The following is a 21,991-nucleotide window of genomic DNA, read 5'->3' as shown; positions in this document are numbered from 1 at the left end:
GTGGCTATTTGTTACTTCATATAGTTTAAGATACTGTTAATTTATGTACACTTGTCTTAATCGATTGTTCCATACTTTTCTTCCATTTTTACTGCTATGGATAATCCAACTGAAAATGTTGCAATTCCAACCACTATAGCAGTAAGCATTAAAACATGGGGTATAGGATTGCTATATGAATAAAAATTTGAAACCAATATAGGAGGCAAGGAACTTTTTATATATCCTAGAGATATGTAAAATAACAAAACAGATGCTTGGAAGACGATTACCCCTATCATTTTCTTGATTAAATTTTTATCGTTTATAATAATATATAAACCTAGCACCATTAATACAATAATAATCGTATAATTATATAAAGTCATTGTTTTTTCCTACGAGCAAAATTTATATATATAATTAACATAGAGGAGCAGACAGTAAATGCTACACCTAATTCCACCAAAAAAATACCTAATTTTTGACCGGTTCTATTATTGGTTAACAAGATATCATAAGATAAAAAATTTTGGCCAAGTAAAGTTGTTGCAACGCCCGTTCCTCCATAAATTAAAATACCTAACACGTTAGTCAATCTAATCACAGAATAAGGTATTGCTTTTAGAGTTGTAGATACACCAAATAGCATTGAATATAATATTATCCCGGAGGCAATAATTATTCCTGCTTGAAAACCTCCACCCGGAGTGTAATCACCGTGAAATTGTATGTATAAACCAAATAAAATGATAAAAGGTATCATCAAAAATGTTACTGCATTTAATATCGGATCTTTAATCATTTTCTTTTTCTTCTTTTAATATCAACGTTATACAAAGCGCAGCAGTAAAAACTACTATAGTTTCTCCAAACGTGTCATAACCACGAAAGCTTGCCAAAATAGCTGTCACTATATTAGGAATACCGGTAGCTTTTTCGGTATTTTCCACATAATAAGGAGCAACATGCAAGTGGATCGGAGCATTGTGGCTGCCAAAATCTGGCAATTGAATCATAAAATATGACAAACATACAGCCAGAAATAACATAAAAAAAAGCGTTATAGGGTTATGAGATAGATTTACTTTATGATTCTTTATCAAGGAGAGTGCTGCAAACGTAAAAACTGTACTGAGCCCCGCACCAACAGAAGCTTCAGTAATTGCAACATCAGGTGCATTCATAATTAAGTATATAAGCGCAATCAGTGAACTAAATACACACATTAGAACAGCACTTACGACTAAATGTCGCGAGAAAACTATAAAAACCGTAACTGTTAGTAACAACAAAAGTAACACTACATTTAATATTTCTAACACCTTAGCCTTCTTTAACAATTTTTTTCTTAACTTTATAATGAGTGCGCGCTAAAATATAGCTATTAGTTGAGTTAGCTACCCATATTATAAAAATTAATAATACTATTTTAACAGTATTGATTGAAAATCCATTCTGCAAAGCAAAACCAATTAACAATAACGTTGCACCGCTAGAATCTGTAATACCTGCTGCATGTAACCTAGTATAGAAATCAGGAAATCTGATCACCCCTATATTTGAAATAATTATCAAACAAATACCTAAAAATATGAAAATGGATCCTATCATAAATTATCAAAACAACATTAATCTCATTAGTGCTATAGTTGATATAAAGCTAACGCTAGCATACAACAATGCTATATCAATTAAAAAAAAATTATTCAGAATGATTGATATTGCTGTTATAAGTACAACTACTTGCGTTGAGAAATTATTGAACGCTAAAACCTTATTGTACACATCATTTGACTTAGACACTATGCAACACAACATTACACTCATACAGAACAACAGTGTATAGATAGCAATGCAAATCATTTAAAGACTATGTAACTTCAGTAGATTTCTAAACGGATACTTCTTCATCGCCATCTTGATCATTTATTTCATCATCTATTTCACCATCCACTTCATAATCTTGGCTTTCTTGACTTGCATCAAGGTCTGTGTTATCAGAAAAATTTAATAAATTCGCTAGCTTACTTGTATTACTGCTGTAAACATTATTCATATTTCCTTTCATGTATTCCTTGCATCTACCTACCAAAAGGCTAAACAGCTCATGAGTATCCACCTGTTTTCCTGCTATTTCATGTAAGGAAACTATGGTATTTTTATGACCTTTAAACTTAGCTGCTTGAATTGGATTACTTGCCCCTGTATTTAAATCATGTGTTCTTTGACTTGCCAACAGAACCAATTTGAAACGGTTACTTACCCGTTCTATACACTTTTCTACAATAGACTCAGCCATAAGATACTACCTTAATAAGTTTTATACTATATCACAAAAAACAAGTTGTCAACTTTGTATCTATTGCGATTCAACTTCATGTTTTACTTTTTCTGCCTCAGATTTTATTTCTTGGCTTTCTGTCATCGTGATTGTTATCTCATGATCAAGTTTTTTTAGAAATCCTAACAATCGCTCTAAAGAAAAACCATCTATTTTACCATTTTTAATTTGTGATACCTTTGGCTGATCAATACCAAGTTTCTCAGCTGCAAAAGCCTGAGTCCAAGCATTTTTTTCTACAATTTTATTTATTATATAAAGCAACTTTGTTTTTATTCCTGCACTGTCTAAGTTATTTAACGATATTATTTCCATAATTCTTACACTCACATATCAATTAACTTTATTAAATATTATAACATAATATTTAATATACCAAGATATTAATATCATGTAACTTGTCAATAATTATATGATATCAATATTTAAAACTTTAAGTTGATTATATATTAATATTTTTATCAAATTTCTAGTAATTTTAAATTACCATTTTACCATCAGTCTATCTGAAAAAACCATTTATAGAAAGAACAAGCTAAGATTACAAAGCTTGAAATACAAAAATAATTATTTTATAAATTTATCTTACATAAGAAGTTTATATCTCTATATCTTAATATAAATATTTATTTAAATTTTTAAAATTTCTATTTTAACGAGAATTCTATATATTATATTTATAATATAATTTAAATATTTGTTGCTTTTTAGCTGGAACATTATTTAGTTAGTAAGTAAAATTGTGTTGAATATGACAAAAATAAAAAAAGATATTGCTGTTATTATGGGAAGTGAGTCAGATTACACTACTATGGTCCATACCGTCGATATGTTAAAAGCATTAGAAGTTTCACATGACATATTCATAATATCTGCACATAGAACACCAGAAAGGCTCTTCAATTTTGCTAAATCTGCACAAGAAGAAGGTTTTAAGGTTATTATAGCTGGTGCAGGAGGTGCAGCTCATTTACCTGGTATGGTTGCGTCACTAACTTGTTTACCAGTTATCGGCGTTCCTGTGCATAGTAAACAATTAAATGGGCTGGACAGTCTACTCTCTATAGTTCAAATGCCAAAGGGTGTTCCAGTTGCAACCATGTCTATAGGAGAAAATGGAGCATATAATGCTGCCATTACTGCCGTATCTATATTGTCAATTTCCAACAGTGAAATTGCAGGTAGGTTAAAAAAGTGGAGAGAGAAACAGACCAAAGAAGTAAAAGAAAAACCAGTTTCATAATAAATCTATGGCAATAATTCTTTTAGACACAAAAACCATAAACCGTATAGCAGCGGGGGAGGTGATAGAAAGGCCAGCAAGTGTAGTAAAGGAATTAGTGGAAAATGCAATAGATGCTGGAAGTTTAGAAATAGAGATCAAAATAGAAAGTGGTGGGCGTAACCTTATTATTGTGACAGATGATGGTAACGGAGTAGAAAAAAACGATTTAGAACTTGCGTTTATGCGCCATGCTACTTCAAAATTGAGCGACAATGAGTTGATAGAAATCAAGCATCTTGGCTTTAGAGGAGAAGCTCTGCCTTCAATAGCAGCAGTAAGTAGGATAAAATTATCGTCTAAGGCAAGAGAAGCAAATGAAGCATGGTCTATAAGTTATGAGGGTGGAGAGAAAATAGGGGAGCAAACTCCTTACTCTTTATCACAAGGTACACATATTGAAGTACGAGATTTATTTTTTGCCACTACAAATAGACTAAAATTTCTAAAAACCGAAAGAGCAGAAACTCAAAGCATTGTTGATATTGTAAATAACCTAGCAATGATTAACTATCATATAGGGTTTACTTTCAATTCAGGTAATAAAAAGCTCTTAAAATACGCTAAGCAGACTTCGTTATTTCATAGATTGTGTGAAGTAGAAGAAGAATTTCAGGGCAGTTCTCTGGAGATTAATGAAGAAGAAGACGGCATTAAACTTACGGGACACATCTGTAAACCGACCGTCAATCGTGGTAAGTCAACTCAGATCTATACGTTTGTTAATGGAAGGCCAATCAAAGATAATCTACTTATTGGCGCAGTTAGGTATGCATATCATGATTTTATTCCAAGCGATAGGTATCCTTTCGCAGCGTTACATTTAGAGATACCTTATGATCAAGTAGATGTAAATGTGCATCCAAATAAGTCAGAAGTAAGGTTTCAGAATAAGAAGCTCATATATGAGATAGTGACAAGAGGATTAATTAAAGCATTGTCAAGAAGGATAGGCACCTTTCTAGCGCATGACCAGAAAATGGATTCAACATTGCCAGATCCTTTTGATAAACCTAATGTTCAAAATGAAAGAAGGCCAAGTCCTTTTGAAAATCAACTAATAAAAGAATTTGCTTCTCCAAATGAAAGAGTAAAAAGCTTATCAGAACAGTCAAAATCGTTTGATTATACCGGCATACAGAAATTACCATCACAAGCGGAGACTATGGTTCTAGAAAAAAAGGTGTTAGAGCAAGTTGATTTGATAGAGAGCCACCCGCTCGGGTTTGCACGCTGTCAGGTCTATAATACTTATATTATTGCAGAGGTAAGGGACAAATTGATTATAGTCGATCAGCATGCAGCCCACGAGAGATTAGTATATGAATGCCTAAAACAAAAATCAAGTATAAAAAGACAAAAACTACTTCTTCCTGAAACGGTTGAAATCAAAAATCAAGCCGGAATGGAGATGATTGAAATCTATAAAGATAAGTTATTTGAAATGGGTTTTGATATTGAAATCAAATCAGAGAATAAAGTGATAGTAAAAGAAATCCCTGCAATTTTGGGAGCAATAGATGTGAAAGAGATGCTAATTAACATAATTGATAGATTAACGGAAATAGAAGATACATTGTCAGTAGAAGATAAAGTGAACAAAATATTGGCCACTATCGCTTGTCATGGATCAATTAGAGCGGGTAGAAAAATGAGGTTAGATGAAATGAATGAGCTGCTGAGACAAATGGAAAAAACCCCATATTCCGGGCAATGCAACCACGGAAGACCAACTTATATAGAAATGAAACTCAGTGATATTGAAAAACTTTTTGAGCGTAGGTAATGAGGTTGCCATAAATATGTAACCTCGTCATCCAAGTAGCTCATAGAAACGGATTAAACGAAAAAACTTCCTTGACAAACTCCGTCAGCCCCCTTATCATGAAAGTGAAGCTATTTATTTATCTTCTCTGTACAGATTAAATGACAAAAAAACTCAACGTATCTGGCGTCTCATGTTTAATTTTTTGTACTATGTGCACTCTATGTCTTTATCAAATTCTAGGTTTTTACCTATACAAGCTGAAATACGCTTATAAAGCATTTAAAACATCAAAAAACGCCAACTTAAAAAATGGATAGTGAATAATTAGCTACCCTAGGGTTTCTTTTGCCTTTTTTTCTGTTTAGTAAATTTCTTAAACATTTATGACTAAAGGTTAGTTGCATTAAAAAGCAGCTAAATCGCGGTTATTAAGCGTTTAGAATAAAAAAACGCCATACTTGAAAGTATAATGTAAGTAATTAGCCAACCACGGGGCTTCTTTTGCCTTTTTTTATTTGGTAAATTTCTTAATATTTATAGCTAAACGACAATCGTCATCCCGCTACGTGTTAGCGGGATCTATGCTTTGAGATACCGCGAATGAATCGCGGTATGACGGTGTAATGATGGTTAAGTAATTCGTCATCCCGCTGCTTGTTAGCGGCTAAGAGATACTGCGAATGAATCGCGGTATGACGTATAGAAACTAAAAAAGTTCTTTTTTAAAAAACTTAAGTTATACTTATAAGTATTTGATACTTTTTATAGTGATTATGTCGAGTTTAAGCTGCCTTTATGGTGATAATGCAGAATTTGTGGAAGAAATGTATAGCCGTTATTTGCAGGGTGATAAATCAATCGGGGAGGATTGGTATAGAATTTTTTCAAGCAATTTAGAAGTTAATAAAGCGGAGACCTGCGGTGCACAACATGTAACTAAGGTGGATGATTCAGTTTCTAGTTTAGCAAATTTTTTCAGATCTTACGGTCATTTTTTTGCGGATCTTAATCCGTTATCACCCAATGTGAATAAGGAAGTAGATTATCAGAAATATTCGAATCTATATCCGGCAAGTGACGCTGGAATCTATAGAGATATTTACTGCAAGAACATCGGTTTTGAATTTATGCATATCTCCTCTTATGAGGAGAGGATGTGGCTGCAGGAAAAGATCGAAAATCAAACCTATACGCTGAGTTCACAAGATAAAAAGGAAATACTGAGGCACTTAATTGAATCTGAGATGTTCGAGCAATTTCTCCATATGAAATTTCCTGGATATAAACGTTTTTCTATCGAAGGTGGGGAATCAGCTATCGTTGCAATTGAGAGAATCATTAGTGATTCTGCAGCTTTTAGTATTGAAGAAATAGTTCTTGGCATGGCTCACCGCGGACGACTCAATATTCTAACCAAAGTTATGGGCAAAGAATATGCGGCAATGCTATCTGAATTTCAAGGCAATCTTGCATATCCAGGTGGTCTTGAGGTGTCCGGTGATGTTAAATATCACCTTGGTTACTCTTCTGATCAAACACTTGCCAGTGGTAAGAAAATACATTTAAGTTTATGCCCTAATCCATCTCACCTTGAAGCGGTAAATCCGGTTTTGGCTGGAAGAATAAGAGCAAAACAGAATATAAGATCTGTGCTTGGCATATCAATTCATGGTGATGCGGCTTTCATCGGCCAAGGAGTGGTTGCTGAAACTCTAACCTTAAGCAATATTGAAGGTTATAAGGTAGATGGCATTGTGCACATTGTTATTAATAACCAAGTTGGTTTTACTGCTAATCCGTGTTGTGCGCGATCCTCTTTTTACTGTACTGATGTAGCAAAATCAATAGAAGCTCCAGTGTTTCACGTTAATGGAGATAACCCAGAAGCTGTGAGTTTTGCTACAAGTCTGGCGATGGAATATAGGCAGAAATTTAAAAAGGACGTAGTGATTGACATAATATGTTACCGCAAATATGGCCATAATGAAGGTGATGAACCGAATTTCACTCAGCCACTCATGTATAAGGTAATATCAAAGCATAAAACTCCAGGAACACTGTATGAAGAGAAGTTGATCGCAGAGAAAGTATTAAGTGGTGATGAGGTAAATAAATTGCGCAGTGAGTTCAGGGCAAAATTAGATAAAAGTCTTGCTGAATCAGCGGCTTATACTCCAAAAAAAGCTGACTGGTTCGGTGGAGTGTGGTCAAAATTAAGAAGAGCAAAGTTGAACGATTTGAGCGAATACTACACGGATTCTGGTGTTCCGCCAGATGAGTTGAAAAAATTAGGTGTACATATAAATAGCAACATCCCAAGTAGCTTTAATATTAACAATAAGGTTAGAAAAATACTTGATGGCAGAATAGACAGCATAAATTCCGGTAGTAATATAGACTGGGCAACTGCCGAAAGTCTTGCGTTTGCATCACTGCTCACAGAAGGAATAGGAGTGCGTTTATCAGGACAAGACTCTGGTCGTGGAACTTTCTCGCACCGTCATTCAAGGCTTGTTGATCAGGTAACAGAAGAAGCGTTTATTCCGCTAAACAATATAAATGAAAAGCAAGCTCACTTTGAGGTCATAGATAGCGCTTTATCAGAGTATGCTGTAATGGGCTTTGAATATGGATATAGTCTTGATTCCCCGTATTCACTGGTGCTCTGGGAAGGGCAATTTGGTGATTTTGCAAATGGTGCACAAATTATGATCGACCAGTTTATCGCATCTGCAGAAACAAAGTGGTTGCGGTCAAGCGGTCTAGTTTTATTGCTGCCTCATGGTTATGAAGGACAGGGACCTGAGCATAGCTCCGCACGTATAGAGAGATTTTTGCAACTCTGCGCAGAGGATAATATGCAGGTAGTTAATTGTTCCACTCCGGCGAATTACTTCCATGTCTTACGCAGACAAATGCATAGAGACTTTCGCAAGCCTTTAGTAGTGTTTACACCTAAATCACTACTGCGTCATAAAAGAGCAGTTTCTAACCTATCCGATTTTGAAGGAAAATTCCTCACGGTGATTCCAGAATGTAGAAAAGGTTTAGTTTCAAGTGATAAAGTACGAAAAGTTGTAATATGCAGCGGTAAAGTTTATTACGATATAATTGAAATGCTTGAAACACAAAAAATAAACGATATAGCAGTGATACGTTTAGAACAATTCTATCCGTTTCCTGCAGATAAACTAAGTAATGAACTTGAAAAGTACAAAAACGCTGAAATTATATGGTGTCAAGAAGAACCAAAAAATATGGGAGAATGGTTTTTTGTCAACCCATTGATAGAAGAAGTGTTGTCCAATCTCGATATTCAAGCAAAAAGACCTAAGTGTATCGCGAGACCTGCTGCTGCATCTCCTGCATGTGGTTATGCTAGTGTCCATGCTCAGCAACAAGAGGAGATTTTAAGACAGATCGCTTAGTATTTACAGTTATTGAAGCAGAAGTGGTGCTATAAAAGTAGCTGACACTTGAATCCGGTTGCATCACGCGCTGCAGCCAGGCGCAATAGAAAACGCATTACACCAATAAAGCCCTTTTGGTACTCAAGCAAATATAAAAGATTTTTATTCTATTAAAAAAAATAATTTTTATTAAAATTTTCATTTATTTTTATTTAAAAAGTAAACATTATTAATATTTACTTTAACTAATATAGGATATATATGAATACAAAAATATTTGAGATGTTAATAAGGAGAACTGGTCTACGCAGAGATAGCAAAGCTGAGATCATACAGTTAAATAGAAATGAAAAAGCTTTCGTAGATGAGGATAAAAAATCTATCGAATTAGCTGAGGCCATTTTTGAAGAGAATAATATGTTTCATTTCCGCAAACCAGGTCCTGCTATGGATTACATTTTGCACAAATTAATAAATGATAGGAAGCTTTTCGAGGAAATGAAAGATAGAGGTACAAGTATAATACGTCTTTTTTCTTTGTTATCAATGTATCATGGTCGTCTCAATTGCTGTGTTATAAGAAAAGGAGGGTGTATTACTGAGTGTGGCATACTTGATTACGCTGGCACCTATCCAGAACTAGTGCCTTTAGAGGACTTTATACTTATTGAGCCTTGCTCGTACCTCGAGTACACTGTGCTTGATAATGATAACATCAGAAATAGGTTAGCTAGAGACTTGACTGAAGACAAAACAAAATTAGATATCTTTTTGAATGGAATTTTAGCAACAAAGAATTCGGATTTAGTATTATCTTGTATTAACAAGATAGAGGTTCTTAATGAGGAAGATAGATATTTTGTTAATCGCTTACAGAAAAACAACATGCTAGACTACATCTTAAACAAAGATGATACAACACTTGCAAAATCAACTCTAAAGGAATTGTTGAAGCTTTCTATTTTGCAGGAAGGAGAAAGCACTAAGCTAGAATCTCCCCAAGCTTCAAGTGTAAATGTTAGCAAAGCTCAGCAACATTGTAGTATATAGCTGGTGATAAAGTTTAAAATAATTGCATATACTAAGGCTCATTTAAATATAGAGCCTCAGTGGTGCTTAACTTTTTTAATTGATGGTGACTAGTAGCCCTACTATGATGTAGATCTATGCTCGCTTACAGCTAAAATTTCACCTCTATTAGTGGAATGTTATTCCAGCTATTGCTTCCATAGTCATCAATAGAAGCGTTTAAGTAATCTGTATCAAAGCGCACGGGCACATCAAATTCGAAGCTCGCAGTGATTATTGCATCTTTTACTGGCGGTTTCATGAATGTTATTTCTCCCGTTGAATAATTTACTGAATATTCACTCTCTTCTTTACCATTTAAATAAATCTTTACTGTCCCATGTACTGGCTTTTTGATCATACGTATATGCTTATCTTCCCCACTTACATAAGTTTTGATTAGCTGAAAAGTCGTTTTTTTGTTATCTCCTATACCAATCTCTTGGTTGATGGCTATAAAATCCGACCAATCCTTAAAACGAAACCCTATTGCTTTACCTTTTCGTGCATGAAAAAATGTTATTAGTTCTAGTAGCTGCTCGTTTGATCTGACCCCGTAAGCTATGTTGTATCTAGTGCGTGCATGAGACCAATTGATGTTGCGCTGTTCACAACCGTTATGAGTTGTTACAACGTCAGTGGAAAATTCCGGTCCTCCAGCGGAACCATAAGATATATTTTCTGGAAATCTAATTTCTGTGAATGACATATACCCTCCTGTAGAAATAAAGTTGAGTTGATGTAGATAAAGTAGGAAAAATCTTAAACTTTTGAAATTGCTTTATTAATAAGATCGTGCATTTTTAATCCCACCTTCTCTAAGAAAGTGTGGGCATTATCTTCTTGACCTTTTCCTAACTCGCTTTTCAGTTCGTTAATGTCTTTATGACTCTGCGTTAATTGATATACACAAACACATGCAGCGACTAAAGCAGTTCCAGCAAGACATGCAAAAGGAATTGCTTGAGTAATGATAGCAGCTATAGCAGATGCTGTGAATGCTATAGCTGTTATTACAGTAGCTATTACATAAATAGCCTCTTTCCTGTAACTATTGATTAATTTTTTTTGTATTTCTTTTTGTTGTGTTTTTTGTTCTTGCTGATGAGAGGAAGGGATTTTTTTATCTGTGTAAATTTGTAAAACCGGCGCACTAGTGTTGGTATTAATTATTTCTTGTTGTACTTTTTGCTCTGATTGATTAGAAGTAGGAATTTCTCTATCCGTATAAACAGTCGCACTAGTACTGATATTAATTATTTCTTGTTGTACTTCTTTCTCTGATTGATCAGAAGTAGGAACTCTTTTACCTGTGCCAAGAATTGCTTCACTAGAAACTTGTTGATCTTCTTTTATATCTTCAGAAATTCCACTAAGGAGTGGTACAAAATGTTGCATGTAATTCACTACTCCTACAGTTTTTTTACTATTATCTATCTTTAATTGATCAAGATTCACACCTTGTATAAAAACTTCTAGATCATCATCATGTGCTGTAATTTTAGTTACTGTAACTTTTTGACTATCTTCCTCTATTGAATAAATATCAAGCTCCACTTCATACTTATCACATATCATTCTCCCTTCAATCCCTGGGCGACCCCATATAGGTAGGCTAGCTTCTGTAGCCATACTTCTAATATCTTTTAAATATCTATCAAAAGATGCAATATTGTCTGGTATAATATTGTTCTGGTTATCTTTCATTACATTTCCATTTGAACCTATCATAGGTACAGCATATCCTTCAGCAATATTTTTTGTTATTTCATCAAAAACCCATCGTGAGTCCTTTTTGTTTTCAGCATAATCTGCACAATCTTTTCTTAATGATTTTGCGGTAAAACGATGACCAGGTTTTAACTCATTCAACCCTTGAGCCACGGAGTCAAAAAAGCAATCCCCTGTCTTTAGAGCAGCCCCTATCTTTAGTTTTTTAGAATAAGCACTCTTTAAATTATGCAATAAATTACTTGATTTTTTCTTTTCTTTGATTTGTCGAAAAAGAGCAATTGGTTCTCTTGTATAATTAGGTTCTTTCATATTGTAACTCCAGAATGGTAATTATATATTGAGTTTAACACTTTTTAATGGATTAGTCAATCTTTGCAGGCTGAGGTTATGCTTGACTATAGGCATCACCTGCTTTTCTTGAGCTACTGTGTCACTTCTACGTGCCGTTACTTATCACACCCACAGTTACTATACTCAGGTTCATTTGAGTTGTCAAGCAAAAAAAATAAAATTTTATGGCAAATTGAAACTAGCCTTACTTGTGACTTAATTCATCTACTTTTTTGCGTAGTATATTTAAATCAGTTGCTCCTACAAACAGACTATCCCCAATTATTAAAAAAGGTGTACCACCTACTCCCAAATCTCTTACTAGAAGCCTACTGTTGTTTATCATTTGCTCAATTTTGTCCGCGTTATCTTTTATGGAATCATTAAAATCGTCCTCATCAATCCCTATGCTTTTCACTATATCCAATATGCTTTCGTCTGAAAATCCTCCTTTGTGACTTAAAGCAGAATAGTGAAAATCGAAATATTTTTCTTTATCAATAAAGTAAACAGCTAAAGCGCTTTTTGCTGCCCTTAAAGAGTCATTACCAAGTATTGGAGCATCCCTAAAGATATACTTAATTTTACCGTCGTTAATTAACTGCTTTATATCATTCTTCATAGCTTTGCAATATCCACAAGAATAGTCAAAGAAGCCTACAGCTATAACACTACTATTTTCATTTCCTGAGTAAGGATAAGCGGAGTCGAATATTTCATTTTTGTACTGTAAAATTTTACCTTTAGTCGCGTTATCTCGAGCAGCGTAACTACTTTTAATCGACTCCTCTTTGAGAGTTTTTACGATCTTATCAAAATTTCTACTGATATAATCATCTAATCTCGTACTTATTTGGTCATCGGTTAGGGTTTGACCGCGGTGTGAAAGCCAATTGTTTATTACTGGTAAACTTGCTACTGCCAGTATAAGAATCAATGAAAACGATATTCTAGACATATACTTATTAAAGAACCTACAATATAAAACTTTTAGTACACATTTATCTATATATTAAAAGAAGCATCTAATGTTAATATATAAAAACATTTATATCAAGTGTATTTTATAGTCAGTTTTGCCTCGAATACAAACTTTACGTACAATGATTAGGTATATTGTCACAAAGTTCATCAGAAGACTTGATAATGTAGGTGACCAAACTACCCCCAGAATAGCCAATTATGAGATGCTCTATCTTTTACCGCCGCGCTGTAAACATGGCGGTAAAACAAAGTTGATAATTTTATTCCGCTGTGTATAATTTCAACAAACTCCGCGGAATAAACATATGAGTGAACCAATAATTGGCAGAGAAAAAGAAATAGCTATTCTACAAGACAAACTTCTTTCTCAATCAGCCGAATTTATTGCTGTTTATGGTCGGCGTCGTGTAAATGTTGTATTATCTGCATTTTATCAGCATAATATAGAAGTAATGTAATGCAGATATTATGCCGATGCCAAATTATACGATTACTTCTAAAATTGCTAATTGCCTTATGAGGATTGAAGCAGCAAAAGAAAAAGTGTTACATTTGCCACTCACTGTATCGATGCTCTCGTCCCTTCGTGAAACTGCACGGCTTTATACCACACACTATTCTACTATGATTGAAGGAAATCGACTTGAGCCTAAACAGATTGAAGAGGTTTTAAGTGGTAAAAGCCACTTTCCAAAATATAGGAGAGATGAAAATGAGGTTAAAGGATATTATGCAGCTTTAACCCAAGTTGAACAATGGGCAGCGAGAACGATCCCTATTACTGAGAAAGCCATTCAAACGCTTCATGCCCTAGTAATGGCGAGTGGAAAATCTAAAGTGAAGCCAACCTCTTATCGTGATGGTCAAAACGTTATTCGTGATAGCCGTACACGTGCAATAATTTATATGCCCCCTGAAGCAAAGGATGTACCAAAGCTCATGAGCAGTATGATTGATTGGATTCGTGACAGTGAGCAAGTGCCTTGCCCAATTATTGCAGGTATTGCTCATTATCAATTTGTAACAATTCACCCTTACTATGACGGTAATGGTCGTACTGCAAGATTGTTGACTACATTAATTTTACACCTTGGTGGATATGACCTAAAAGGGCTTTATTCATTGGAAGAATATTATGCTAAGAATCTAGGAGCTTATTATGAGGCAATCAGTGTAGGTCCATCGCACAATTATTATATGGGACGAGCTGAAGCAGATATCACTAAGTGGGTGGAGTATTTCGTAGAAGGTATGGCAAATTCATTTGAGAACGTTTTACAACGTATAAATGAAGAAGAATACCACACTGATCAGACTGATCTTATACGTAAACTTGATCCTAAACAACGCAAAGCTCTTGAGCTCTTCCAGGAGTTTTCCGCTATTACAGCTAGTCAGGTTGGCGAACTATTTAATTTTAAGCCTCGTACTAGTGCGCAACTTTGTAAAAAGTGGGTGGAAATGGGGTTTATCAAGATTGTAGATTTTTTCAATAGAGGAAGGAAATACAAACTTAGTAAGCAATATGAAGATTTGATCTCAAATTAACTGAAAGCTCGCTAGACAGTGCATAGGTCAAATTTCAATAAAGTGCTTGAAAACTAGATATAAACTTAAAATTTTAAAAACTGGAATATGTACAACAACTTACGCGACTTCATCAAAGCCTTAGAAGAAAAAAAAGATCTGATTAGGATTAAGGAGGAAGTTTCAACAGTTCTTGAAATGACAGAAATTCATCGCAGAGTTTTGTCAAGCAAAGGGCCAGCGATCATTTTTGAAAATGTTATCACAGAAAATGGCAAAAATTCGATTCCAGTTTTGGTGAATTTATTTGGTACTATTAAGAGGATTGCATTGGGGTTGAACATAAATCCTGATGAACTAAGAGATCTTGGTAAACTTTTAGCATTTTTGCAATCACCTGAGCCGCCAAAAAACTTTAAGGATGCTATAAAAATGTTTCCTTTGTTGAAAGTCGTGTTATCGATGCGAAGTAAAGTCGTGAGCAAGGCTCCATGTCAAGAGGTAGTGCTAACCGGAGATGAAGTGGACCTAAGTCTACTGCCCATTCAAACATGCTGGCCAAATGAACCTGCACCACTTATCACCTGGCCGATTGTGGTAACAAAAGGACCCACGAAAGAAAAGCAAGATAATTTTAATCTTGGAATATATCGTATGCAGGTTATAGATAAAAAAACAACACTAATGCGTTGGCTTGCACAAAGAGGTGGCGCAACTCACCACAAACGATGGAAAGAGAAGGAACAAAATATGAAATTTCCTGCTGCTGCTGTGATCGGTAGTGATCCTGCAACGATTATTGCTGCAGTAACTCCAGTGCCAGAAACATTGTCAGAATACCAATTTGCTGGACTGCTGCGAAAGAAGCCGCTTGAGCTGGTAAATTGTAGGACTATTCCACTTCAAGTACCAGCTCACGCGGAAATCGTTCTGGAAGGCTATGTGAGTTTGGATAGATATCAAGACGAAGGGCCATACGGAGATCACACCGGCTACTATAATTCTGTTGAGCAATTTCCTGAATTTAATATTACTGCAATTACTATGCGTAAAAACCCGATATATCTTAGCACTTTCACTGGCAAGCCACCTGATGAACCATCGATTCTTGGTGAAGCACTCAATGAAATTTTTGTGCCCATTCTTATCAATCAATTTCCAGAGATAGTGGACTTTTATCTGCCACCGGAAGGTTGCTCATATAGAATAGCGGTAGTGTCGATAAAAAAATCCTATCCAGGGCAGGCAAAAAGAATTGTTATGGGCATACTTTCCTTTCTAAAGCAATTTTTATACACGAAGTTTATTATCGTTGTTGATGATGATATAAATATACGTGATTGGAAGGAAGTGATGTGGGCAATGTCAACGAGGATGGACCCTGTGCGTGATACAATCATGATAGAAAATGCACCTATTGATTATTTAGACTTTGCTTCCCCTGAAAGTGGACTTGGAGGTAAAATGGGATTTGATGCGACAAATAAAATCCCGCCTGAAACCAAACGAGAGTGGGGAAAGAAAATTGAGATGAGTGAGGAAATAGTAAGAAAAGTCACGGAAAAGTGGGAGGAATATATGGACTAGACTTCTTGCATAAAAGCAGAAAAAAGTTTGGCGTTTTTTATAATGCCGTAATTAGCATTAACTGATAATTGTGATTTAAGTTCGTCACAGTGCCCTTTTTTTGTCATCCTATAGCTATACCGCAGCGGTATCTCTTAGCCGCTAACAAGTAGTGGGATGACGAGCTTATCGTCATCCTGCCGCGAACCGTCATACCGCGATTCATTCGCGGTATCTCAGCCGCTAACAAGCAGCGGGATACTTAGGGATGACGGTTGTTGTTTAGCTGTAAATATTAAGAAATTTACCAAATGAAAAAAAGGCAAAAGAAGCCCTGGGGTTATTATCCGCTTTAAAATATTGGCGTTTTTTATGTTTTAAACGCTTGACAAGCGAGATTAAGCTGCTTTTAATTGCAACTAACTTACGCTGCAAACGTTTAAGAAATTTACTAAGCAGAAAAAAAGACAAAGAATCCCCGAGTTAGCTAGTCTTTTACTATCTCTGTCGAGTATTGGCATTTTTTGATGTCTTGTAACGCTTTGTAAGCGCGTTCAGCTTATTTAGATAAAAATCTAGATGTAGATGAAGTTTTGTAAAGACATACAGTATCTATATACTGCAAAAAATTGAACATAAGACGCCGATACATTAAGTAATCCTTACCTTTTAATCTGCAGATTGGCGAAAGCAAATACAATAGCTTCAGTTTCATGATAAGAGGGCTGGCGAAGGGTGTCAAGCAATTTTCGTTTCTGCGAGTACCTGAGTTTATTGACTTCATTAGAGCCAAAACTCTTGAGACCTAGGTGATAATTCTATCTAAAAGGATGCCAAAAAAGAGAAGCAACCCTACGTAGGAATTATTTTTAAATATGGACATGCATTGACTGGGATCGTCAGGATTGAAATTTTTGTATTGGCGGTGAAATATGAACCCTACGGCAAGTAGAGCAATATAAAAAATGTTATTTAATGATGATAAAATACCAGCATATAGCCACGTCATAAGAGATATTAAATAAAATCTTTTCAACCAAGATTTTGTTGTATCACCAAAATATAATGCGGTAGATTTCATCCCGAGTTTTTCATCATCTTTTTTATCTTGATGGGCGTATATGGTGTCATAGCTAAGTGTCCAAAAGACGCATCCTATATAAAACAGCAAGGATTCTATACTGATCTGGTTTGTTATTGCTGCTGAGCCCATGAGCGATCCCATATTGAAGGTAAACCCTAAGAACAATTGTGGCCACCAAACATACCGCTTTAATAAAGGGTAAGTAGCTATCATACACATTGAGATTATTCCAAGTATAAGTGTAGTTTTATTAGTTAATAATAAGATTACCAGGTCAATAGACAGTAGCAGTGAAAGTAAAGCTAAAGCCTGCTTTATGTTTAATGCACCACTTGCAAGTGGCCTATATTTTGTTCGTTCAACGTGCGCATCTATTTTTCTATCGAAGATATCATTGATTATGCACCCTGCGGGTCTCATTAAAAATGCACCTATAGTAAACAAAACAAGGAGAAAAAGAACCTGATACGATAGAGAAGTTGAGGCTAAAAGAATACCGCTCAAACTGGGAAATAGCACAAGCCACAAACCCGTTAAACTGTGCAACCTCATTAATGAAAAGTAACGATTGAAATGCATTAATTAAGTGTGATTATGTAATATTTTGCTTACATTAACAAAATTATCGAACGCTAAGTCAGGCTTGAAAACTAGTTCAGGTATAAATCGCAAATCAACATAACACAGTATAGATTTACGTATTGACCATGCAGATTGGTTCATTTCATTAACAACGGTGTTAAGATCACAATTATTCTCAGAAGGATCTCCAGTGCGTCTTTTTTCTGGATCTAAGTAGTCAGCTACTTGAATATTCAATGAAGATAACACAATATATACATCTGCTTTTTTCAAATCTTTACTTAATTTTACGTCAGATACCGCTACATTTTTATTGAACACCTTACCTTCCATTAGAATTCTTGATATTGCTCTATGCAATACCGATGCTATCTTTAGGTTTCTAATTTCCTTTTTCATATCCAGCTACTATAACACCCTTTCTTCTTGCACTAATTGATAAGCTTCCAAAATATCTCCAACTTTAATATCGATATTACCCTCTAGTGATACTCCGCATTCAAAGTTTACACCTACTTCTTTAACATCATCTTTAAATCTACGTATTGCTTTTAACTTTCCTTCATGCACCAATTTGCCACCACGCACTACCTTAATTAAAGAATCTTTTTTTATGACTCCATCACTTACATAACATCCAATGATATTACCAGCTTTAGATACATTAAATATTTGCCTTACAGATGCAGAACCAACACGAACCTCTCGTGTAACAGGCTTTAACATTTTAGTTAAATACATTCTCATGTCGTCAATGAGCTCGTATATTATGTTATAAGTATGTATTTCTATACCTTTTTGTTTTGCCAAGTCCCTTATTTTTGAGTCCACTTTTACATTAAAAGCTAAAATTACTGCACTTGATGCTTCTGCAAGCAGCACATCTGAATCTGTTATCCCTCCTACTGCTTTGTGTAGGATATTTAATTTCACTTGGTCTTTACCGAGTTTATCAATTGAACTTGATATTGCTTCAATAGAACCAGTTACATCGCACTTTAAAACTGCAGATAGTTCTTCTGTTTCGCTGTTATTACGACTGAATATATCTAAATTATTGTCGCCCAAATCTTCTTTCTTTTTCTTGATTAACTCTAGCCTGTATTCAACAATTTCACGCGCCTGCTTTTCAGAATTTACAACAACAAATTTATCTCCAGCATTTGGTACACCATTTAGACCAGTAATTTCAATTGGAGCGGAGGGTAGTGCTGCTTTTTCTCTTTGACCAAGGTGATTAACCATACTACGTACTTTACTGTATGTTGTACCAACTACCAATATATCACCAACCTTTAACGTTCCTTCCTCAACTATCAATGTAGCTGATATTCCTTTCGCTTTATCTATTTTGGATTCTATTACCCATCCAAGTGCTCGACAATCTTCTATTGCTTCTAGCTTCATTAATTCAGCGATTAACAAAATCGTCTCTTCTAGTTTATCTAAATTAGTTTTCTTTTTTGCTGATACTGGCACAATCATAACATCACCACCAAGCTCTTCAGGAATGAGATCATATTGAGGTAAGCTACTCATTACTTTCTCCACATCACCAGGCTCAGATTTATCAATTTTATTAATAGCAACTATAATAGAAACATTTGCTGCTTTTGCATGATTTATTGCTTCAACTGTTTGTTTCATGATTCCATCGTCAGCTGCAACTACTATTACAACTATATTAGTAATATTGGCACCACATGCACGCATCGCAGTGAACGCTTCATGTCCTGGTGTATCAATGAAAGTAATTTTTTGCTTATCTTTTGTTATTATTTGATAAGCACCTATGTGTTGAGTTATGCCACCTGACTCTCTTTCTGCAACATTAGATTCACGAAATGCATCGAGCAATGAGGTTTTACCATGATCGACGTGTCCCATAAAAGTGACGATTGGTGGTTTAGGTTTTTTAGGCAGGCTTTCTCTGCCTTCTATAAAAAATAAATCTTTTTCTCTGTTGGTATCGCTCACTCGTTTAGCCGTATGATTAAATTTTTCCACTATTTCACATGCTATATCTGGATCCACCAGATCATCTACTCTATAACTCTCACCGACTTCTTCTTTGAACATTTTTAGCACACTCTTGCTATCTTCTGCCATGCGAATAGATAACTCCCTGATAGTTATTTTGTCTGGTATAATAACTTCTCTTGATATATTTTTACCCTTAGTAAACTTTGACTTTCTACCTCTTATACCAAACCTTTGCTTAAATACAGGGGGTTGTTCAGTTTTTTCATCTATTGCCTGTGCAATTACCAGTTTAGAATGCTTAGAATATATATCTTTGTTGACTTTAAAAGACTTTTTATCGTTGTCCTCATGGTCAATACTATCTTCTTTTGGTTCAACTAAGTGGGTATTACTTAAAACTTGCTTATTTATTTCCTTAGATAAAGCGTCCGCTTCATTTTTCTCGTCAATCTCTTTATTGCTGTCTTCTTTTGCTGTTTTCTCTTTTTCTTCTCTCTGATTTCTTTCTTTCAGCAAAGCAGCATTCTGCACAGCATTAATGCGGAAAATTTGTTCTTTCTCTGTTAAAGAACATAATTTACTCTCGTCAAATAAATTATGTTCTTCTGCATCATGAGATTTTTTTCTTCTTTTTTTTACTACTGTAGCTCCAGTACTTGGGCTAGCTGAAGAGTTTAAATTGAGGTCTAATTTAAGCTTGCTTAAACCTTGGAGCGTTAATTTTTTATCACTGATATCTTCATTATTCATATTATTTTATTATATTAATCCAAGCTTTTTACGTGCTTCTATGATTATTGAATCTACTGTATCTTTTAGATCTTCTTTGCTATCGGATGAGGAAGAGAGTATGCTGCAAAACTCATAACTTGATAAATCTGCTATGTCCTCTAAAGTCTTAATATCATGCTTACTAAGAGCAATTTTATTGTCTATTGATAAAGTTAAATTGATTACATCATCCTCCATACCTAAACTTTTTAGCTCTTCTATTTTTCTATCATTTTCTGCTTTCAGGTACTTATTTGCTCTATTGTGAAGTTCGTTTGCAATATCTTCATTAAAGCCCTCTATTGAAGCAAGCTCTTTAATTGAAGCGCTAGATATGTCTTCTACACTTGAAAAACCTTCTGTTACCAATAGCTGACCCATAATCTCTTCTAAGTTTAAAGCTTCAGCAAATAAAGCTGAACATTGACTAAGTTCTTTACTTCGCCTTTCTGATTCTTGCTGAGTGCTTAATATCTCAATTTTCCATCCAACAAGCTCTGAAGCTAATCTTACATTCTGGCCCTTTTTTCCTATCGCTAAACTCAATTGATCTTCAGCAACTATTAACTCTATGCAATTTTCATTTTCATCAATAATAACCTTCGATACTTCTGCAGGAGTAATGGCTTTAATAACAAATTGACCCAAATCTGAGGAGTAATTTATAACGTCAATTTTTTCACCATTTAATTCGTGTATAATAGTTTTTATTCTATCTCCCTTAACTCCAACACAAGCACCTACTGGATCAATGTTCTTGTCGGGAGAGAAAACGGCAACCTTAGACCTTGAACCAGCATCTCTAGCTATACCTTTAATTGTCACTAATCCGTCAGCAATTTCTGGTATTTCTTGATTTAATAATGCCTCCAAAAAGCCTTCATGAGTCCTAGAAAGAATAATTTGACGTCCATCATCAGAGCGCTTAACAGTCTGTATGTAAGCTTTAACCTTATCACCTTCACGAAATGATTCACCACCAGTTAAATTTCGCAATGGAAGATATGCCCTAGTGCCATTTATGTCTATAATAAGATCTGAATATTCTACTTGTTTAACAATACCATACCTTATTTCTCCCACCTTATCTTTAAATTCCTCATATTGCTTTTTTGACTCTTCATCTTTAATTATTTGAGCAATCTTTTGCTGGGCAATTCTTGCTGAAGCAAGATCAGTGTTAAGAGAGAGTAATTCACTAACAGTATCTCCAACTTTTGCATCTCCTTTTATTAATTTAGCTTGTGTAAGCGTAATTGATTCACACTCGGTATTCTCTTTTTCATTTGATTCATCATCAATAACTTTTAGTTTTCTATATGAAGTAACTTTGCCTGTGTTTCTATCTATATCAACTACAATTTTACTTTTGCTACCATATTTTTGATGAGCCACTGCTTCTATAGCACTTTCTAGTGCCTTTATTACAACATCAAAATCTAAACCTTTTTGAAGTGAAAGCTCTCCTGCTGTTTTTATTACATCAAGGCTTCCAACTATGTTATTCTTGTTACTTTTCTGCTTAACACTGCTTTTACGATTAGCAATCATAATAAATAAATCCAATGTAATTAGTTAT

At 34.8% G+C, this 21,991-nt stretch carries 21 protein-coding genes; 7 read left to right on the top strand and 14 right to left on the bottom strand.

The window, feature by feature from the left end; genetic code table 11:
• Positions 1–56: 56 nt before the first annotated feature.
• Genes HUB95_RS05135 through HUB95_RS05105 form a run of 7 tightly spaced genes read right to left on the bottom strand, consistent with a single transcriptional unit; the run spans position 57 to position 2,638 of the window.
• Positions 57–368 (bottom strand): cation:proton antiporter subunit C, encoded by a 312-nt coding sequence (locus HUB95_RS05135; protein ID WP_209452379.1) that lies wholly within the window; start codon positions 366–368, stop codon positions 57–59.
• Entirely contained in the window at positions 365–784 is a 420-nt protein-coding gene (locus HUB95_RS05130; protein ID WP_006279705.1) for a Na(+)/H(+) antiporter subunit B, read from the bottom strand. The genes HUB95_RS05135 and HUB95_RS05130 overlap by 4 nt, the downstream gene beginning before the upstream one ends.
• Positions 777–1,304, bottom strand: a complete 528-nt coding sequence (locus tag HUB95_RS05125) for a DUF4040 domain-containing protein (RefSeq protein WP_015589497.1) — start codon at positions 1,302–1,304, stop codon at positions 777–779. Before HUB95_RS05125 ends, HUB95_RS05130 begins: the two co-directional genes overlap by 8 nt.
• Before the next feature lies 1 nt (position 1,305).
• Entirely contained in the window at positions 1,306–1,593 is a 288-nt protein-coding gene (gene mnhG / locus HUB95_RS05120) for a monovalent cation/H(+) antiporter subunit G (RefSeq protein ID WP_209452378.1), read from the bottom strand.
• Positions 1,594–1,599: 6 nt separating this feature from the next.
• Positions 1,600–1,845 carry a monovalent cation/H+ antiporter complex subunit F gene (locus HUB95_RS05115; protein ID WP_007548527.1) on the bottom strand — a complete coding sequence of 82 codons (246 nt, stop codon included), beginning with the start codon at positions 1,843–1,845 and terminating at the stop codon, positions 1,600–1,602.
• Between the two features lie 28 nt (positions 1,846–1,873).
• On the bottom strand, positions 1,874–2,281 hold the full coding sequence (rpoZ, locus tag HUB95_RS05110; RefSeq protein WP_007548528.1) for a DNA-directed RNA polymerase subunit omega: 408 nt from the start codon (positions 2,279–2,281) through the stop codon (positions 1,874–1,876).
• A 60-nt stretch (positions 2,282–2,341) separates the two neighbouring features.
• A complete protein-coding gene (locus tag HUB95_RS05105) occupies positions 2,342–2,638 on the bottom strand; it encodes a helix-turn-helix domain-containing protein (protein ID WP_012673420.1) in 297 nt (98 codons plus the stop codon).
• A 436-nt stretch (positions 2,639–3,074) separates the two neighbouring features.
• On the opposite strand from HUB95_RS05105, the gene purE reads away from it, so the two are divergent.
• The 4 genes from purE (at position 3,075) to HUB95_RS05085 (ending at position 9,833) form a co-directional block, all read left to right on the top strand.
• Entirely contained in the window at positions 3,075–3,566 is a 492-nt protein-coding gene (purE, locus tag HUB95_RS05100) for a 5-(carboxyamino)imidazole ribonucleotide mutase (RefSeq protein ID WP_015589499.1), read from the top strand.
• Positions 3,567–3,573: 7 nt separating this feature from the next.
• Entirely contained in the window at positions 3,574–5,391 is a 1,818-nt protein-coding gene (gene mutL / locus HUB95_RS05095) for a DNA mismatch repair endonuclease MutL (protein ID WP_209452377.1), read from the top strand.
• A gap of 755 nt (positions 5,392–6,146) precedes the next feature.
• Positions 6,147–8,801, top strand: a complete 2,655-nt coding sequence (locus HUB95_RS05090; protein ID WP_209452376.1) for a 2-oxoglutarate dehydrogenase E1 component — start codon at positions 6,147–6,149, stop codon at positions 8,799–8,801.
• A gap of 243 nt (positions 8,802–9,044) precedes the next feature.
• Entirely contained in the window at positions 9,045–9,833 is a 789-nt protein-coding gene (locus HUB95_RS05085; RefSeq protein ID WP_015589502.1) for a GTPase Era family protein, read from the top strand.
• A gap of 130 nt (positions 9,834–9,963) precedes the next feature.
• Here HUB95_RS05085 and HUB95_RS05080 read toward each other — a convergent pair whose 3' ends face one another.
• From HUB95_RS05080 to HUB95_RS05070, 3 genes are all read right to left on the bottom strand, one after another.
• A complete protein-coding gene (locus HUB95_RS05080) occupies positions 9,964–10,560 on the bottom strand; it encodes a TIGR02217 family protein (RefSeq protein ID WP_141456846.1) in 597 nt (198 codons plus the stop codon).
• Between the two features lie 53 nt (positions 10,561–10,613).
• Entirely contained in the window at positions 10,614–11,894 is a 1,281-nt protein-coding gene (locus tag HUB95_RS05075; protein WP_244662750.1) for an OTU domain-containing protein, read from the bottom strand.
• A 226-nt stretch (positions 11,895–12,120) separates the two neighbouring features.
• Entirely contained in the window at positions 12,121–12,873 is a 753-nt protein-coding gene (locus HUB95_RS05070; RefSeq protein ID WP_197907095.1) for a DsbA family protein, read from the bottom strand.
• 331 nt (positions 12,874–13,204) lie between these two features.
• Between HUB95_RS05070 and HUB95_RS05065 the strand changes: the two genes are divergently transcribed.
• The 3 genes from HUB95_RS05065 to HUB95_RS05055 all read left to right on the top strand — a co-directional run bounded on the left by HUB95_RS05065 (position 13,205) and on the right by HUB95_RS05055 (position 16,013).
• Positions 13,205–13,357: a hypothetical protein gene (locus tag HUB95_RS05065; RefSeq protein ID WP_007548541.1), complete on the top strand. Its 153-nt coding sequence runs from the start codon at positions 13,205–13,207 to the stop codon at positions 13,355–13,357.
• Between the two features lie 16 nt (positions 13,358–13,373).
• Entirely contained in the window at positions 13,374–14,447 is a 1,074-nt protein-coding gene (locus HUB95_RS05060) for a Fic family protein (RefSeq protein WP_244662749.1), read from the top strand.
• A gap of 87 nt (positions 14,448–14,534) precedes the next feature.
• Positions 14,535–16,013 (top strand): UbiD family decarboxylase, encoded by a 1,479-nt coding sequence (locus tag HUB95_RS05055; RefSeq protein WP_015589507.1) that lies wholly within the window; start codon positions 14,535–14,537, stop codon positions 16,011–16,013.
• A 784-nt stretch (positions 16,014–16,797) separates the two neighbouring features.
• Here the strand turns inward: HUB95_RS05055 and ubiA are convergent.
• Genes ubiA through nusA form a run of 4 tightly spaced genes read right to left on the bottom strand, consistent with a single transcriptional unit; the run spans position 16,798 to position 21,963 of the window.
• Complete coding sequence (gene ubiA / locus HUB95_RS05050; RefSeq protein WP_015589508.1) at positions 16,798–17,655, bottom strand: 4-hydroxybenzoate octaprenyltransferase; 858 nt, start codon at positions 17,653–17,655, stop codon at positions 16,798–16,800.
• A 3-nt stretch (positions 17,656–17,658) separates the two neighbouring features.
• Positions 17,659–18,057 carry a ribosome-binding factor A gene (locus HUB95_RS05045; protein WP_015589509.1) on the bottom strand — a complete coding sequence of 133 codons (399 nt, stop codon included), beginning with the start codon at positions 18,055–18,057 and terminating at the stop codon, positions 17,659–17,661.
• A gap of 9 nt (positions 18,058–18,066) precedes the next feature.
• Positions 18,067–20,391, bottom strand: coding sequence for a translation initiation factor IF-2 (gene infB / locus HUB95_RS05040; protein WP_209452374.1), 2,325 nt, complete (start codon positions 20,389–20,391; stop codon positions 18,067–18,069).
• A 9-nt stretch (positions 20,392–20,400) separates the two neighbouring features.
• Complete coding sequence (nusA, locus tag HUB95_RS05035) at positions 20,401–21,963, bottom strand: transcription termination factor NusA (RefSeq protein ID WP_015589511.1); 1,563 nt, start codon at positions 21,961–21,963, stop codon at positions 20,401–20,403.
• Between the last annotated feature and the right edge of the window lie 28 nt (positions 21,964–21,991).

Origin of the sequence: Wolbachia endosymbiont of Ceratosolen solmsi (genome assembly GCF_017869155.1) — a bacterium.
GTDB classification, from domain to species: Bacteria; Pseudomonadota; Alphaproteobacteria; order Rickettsiales; family Anaplasmataceae; genus Wolbachia; species Wolbachia pipientis.
This window is presented reverse-complemented; position numbering and strand designations above follow the sequence as displayed.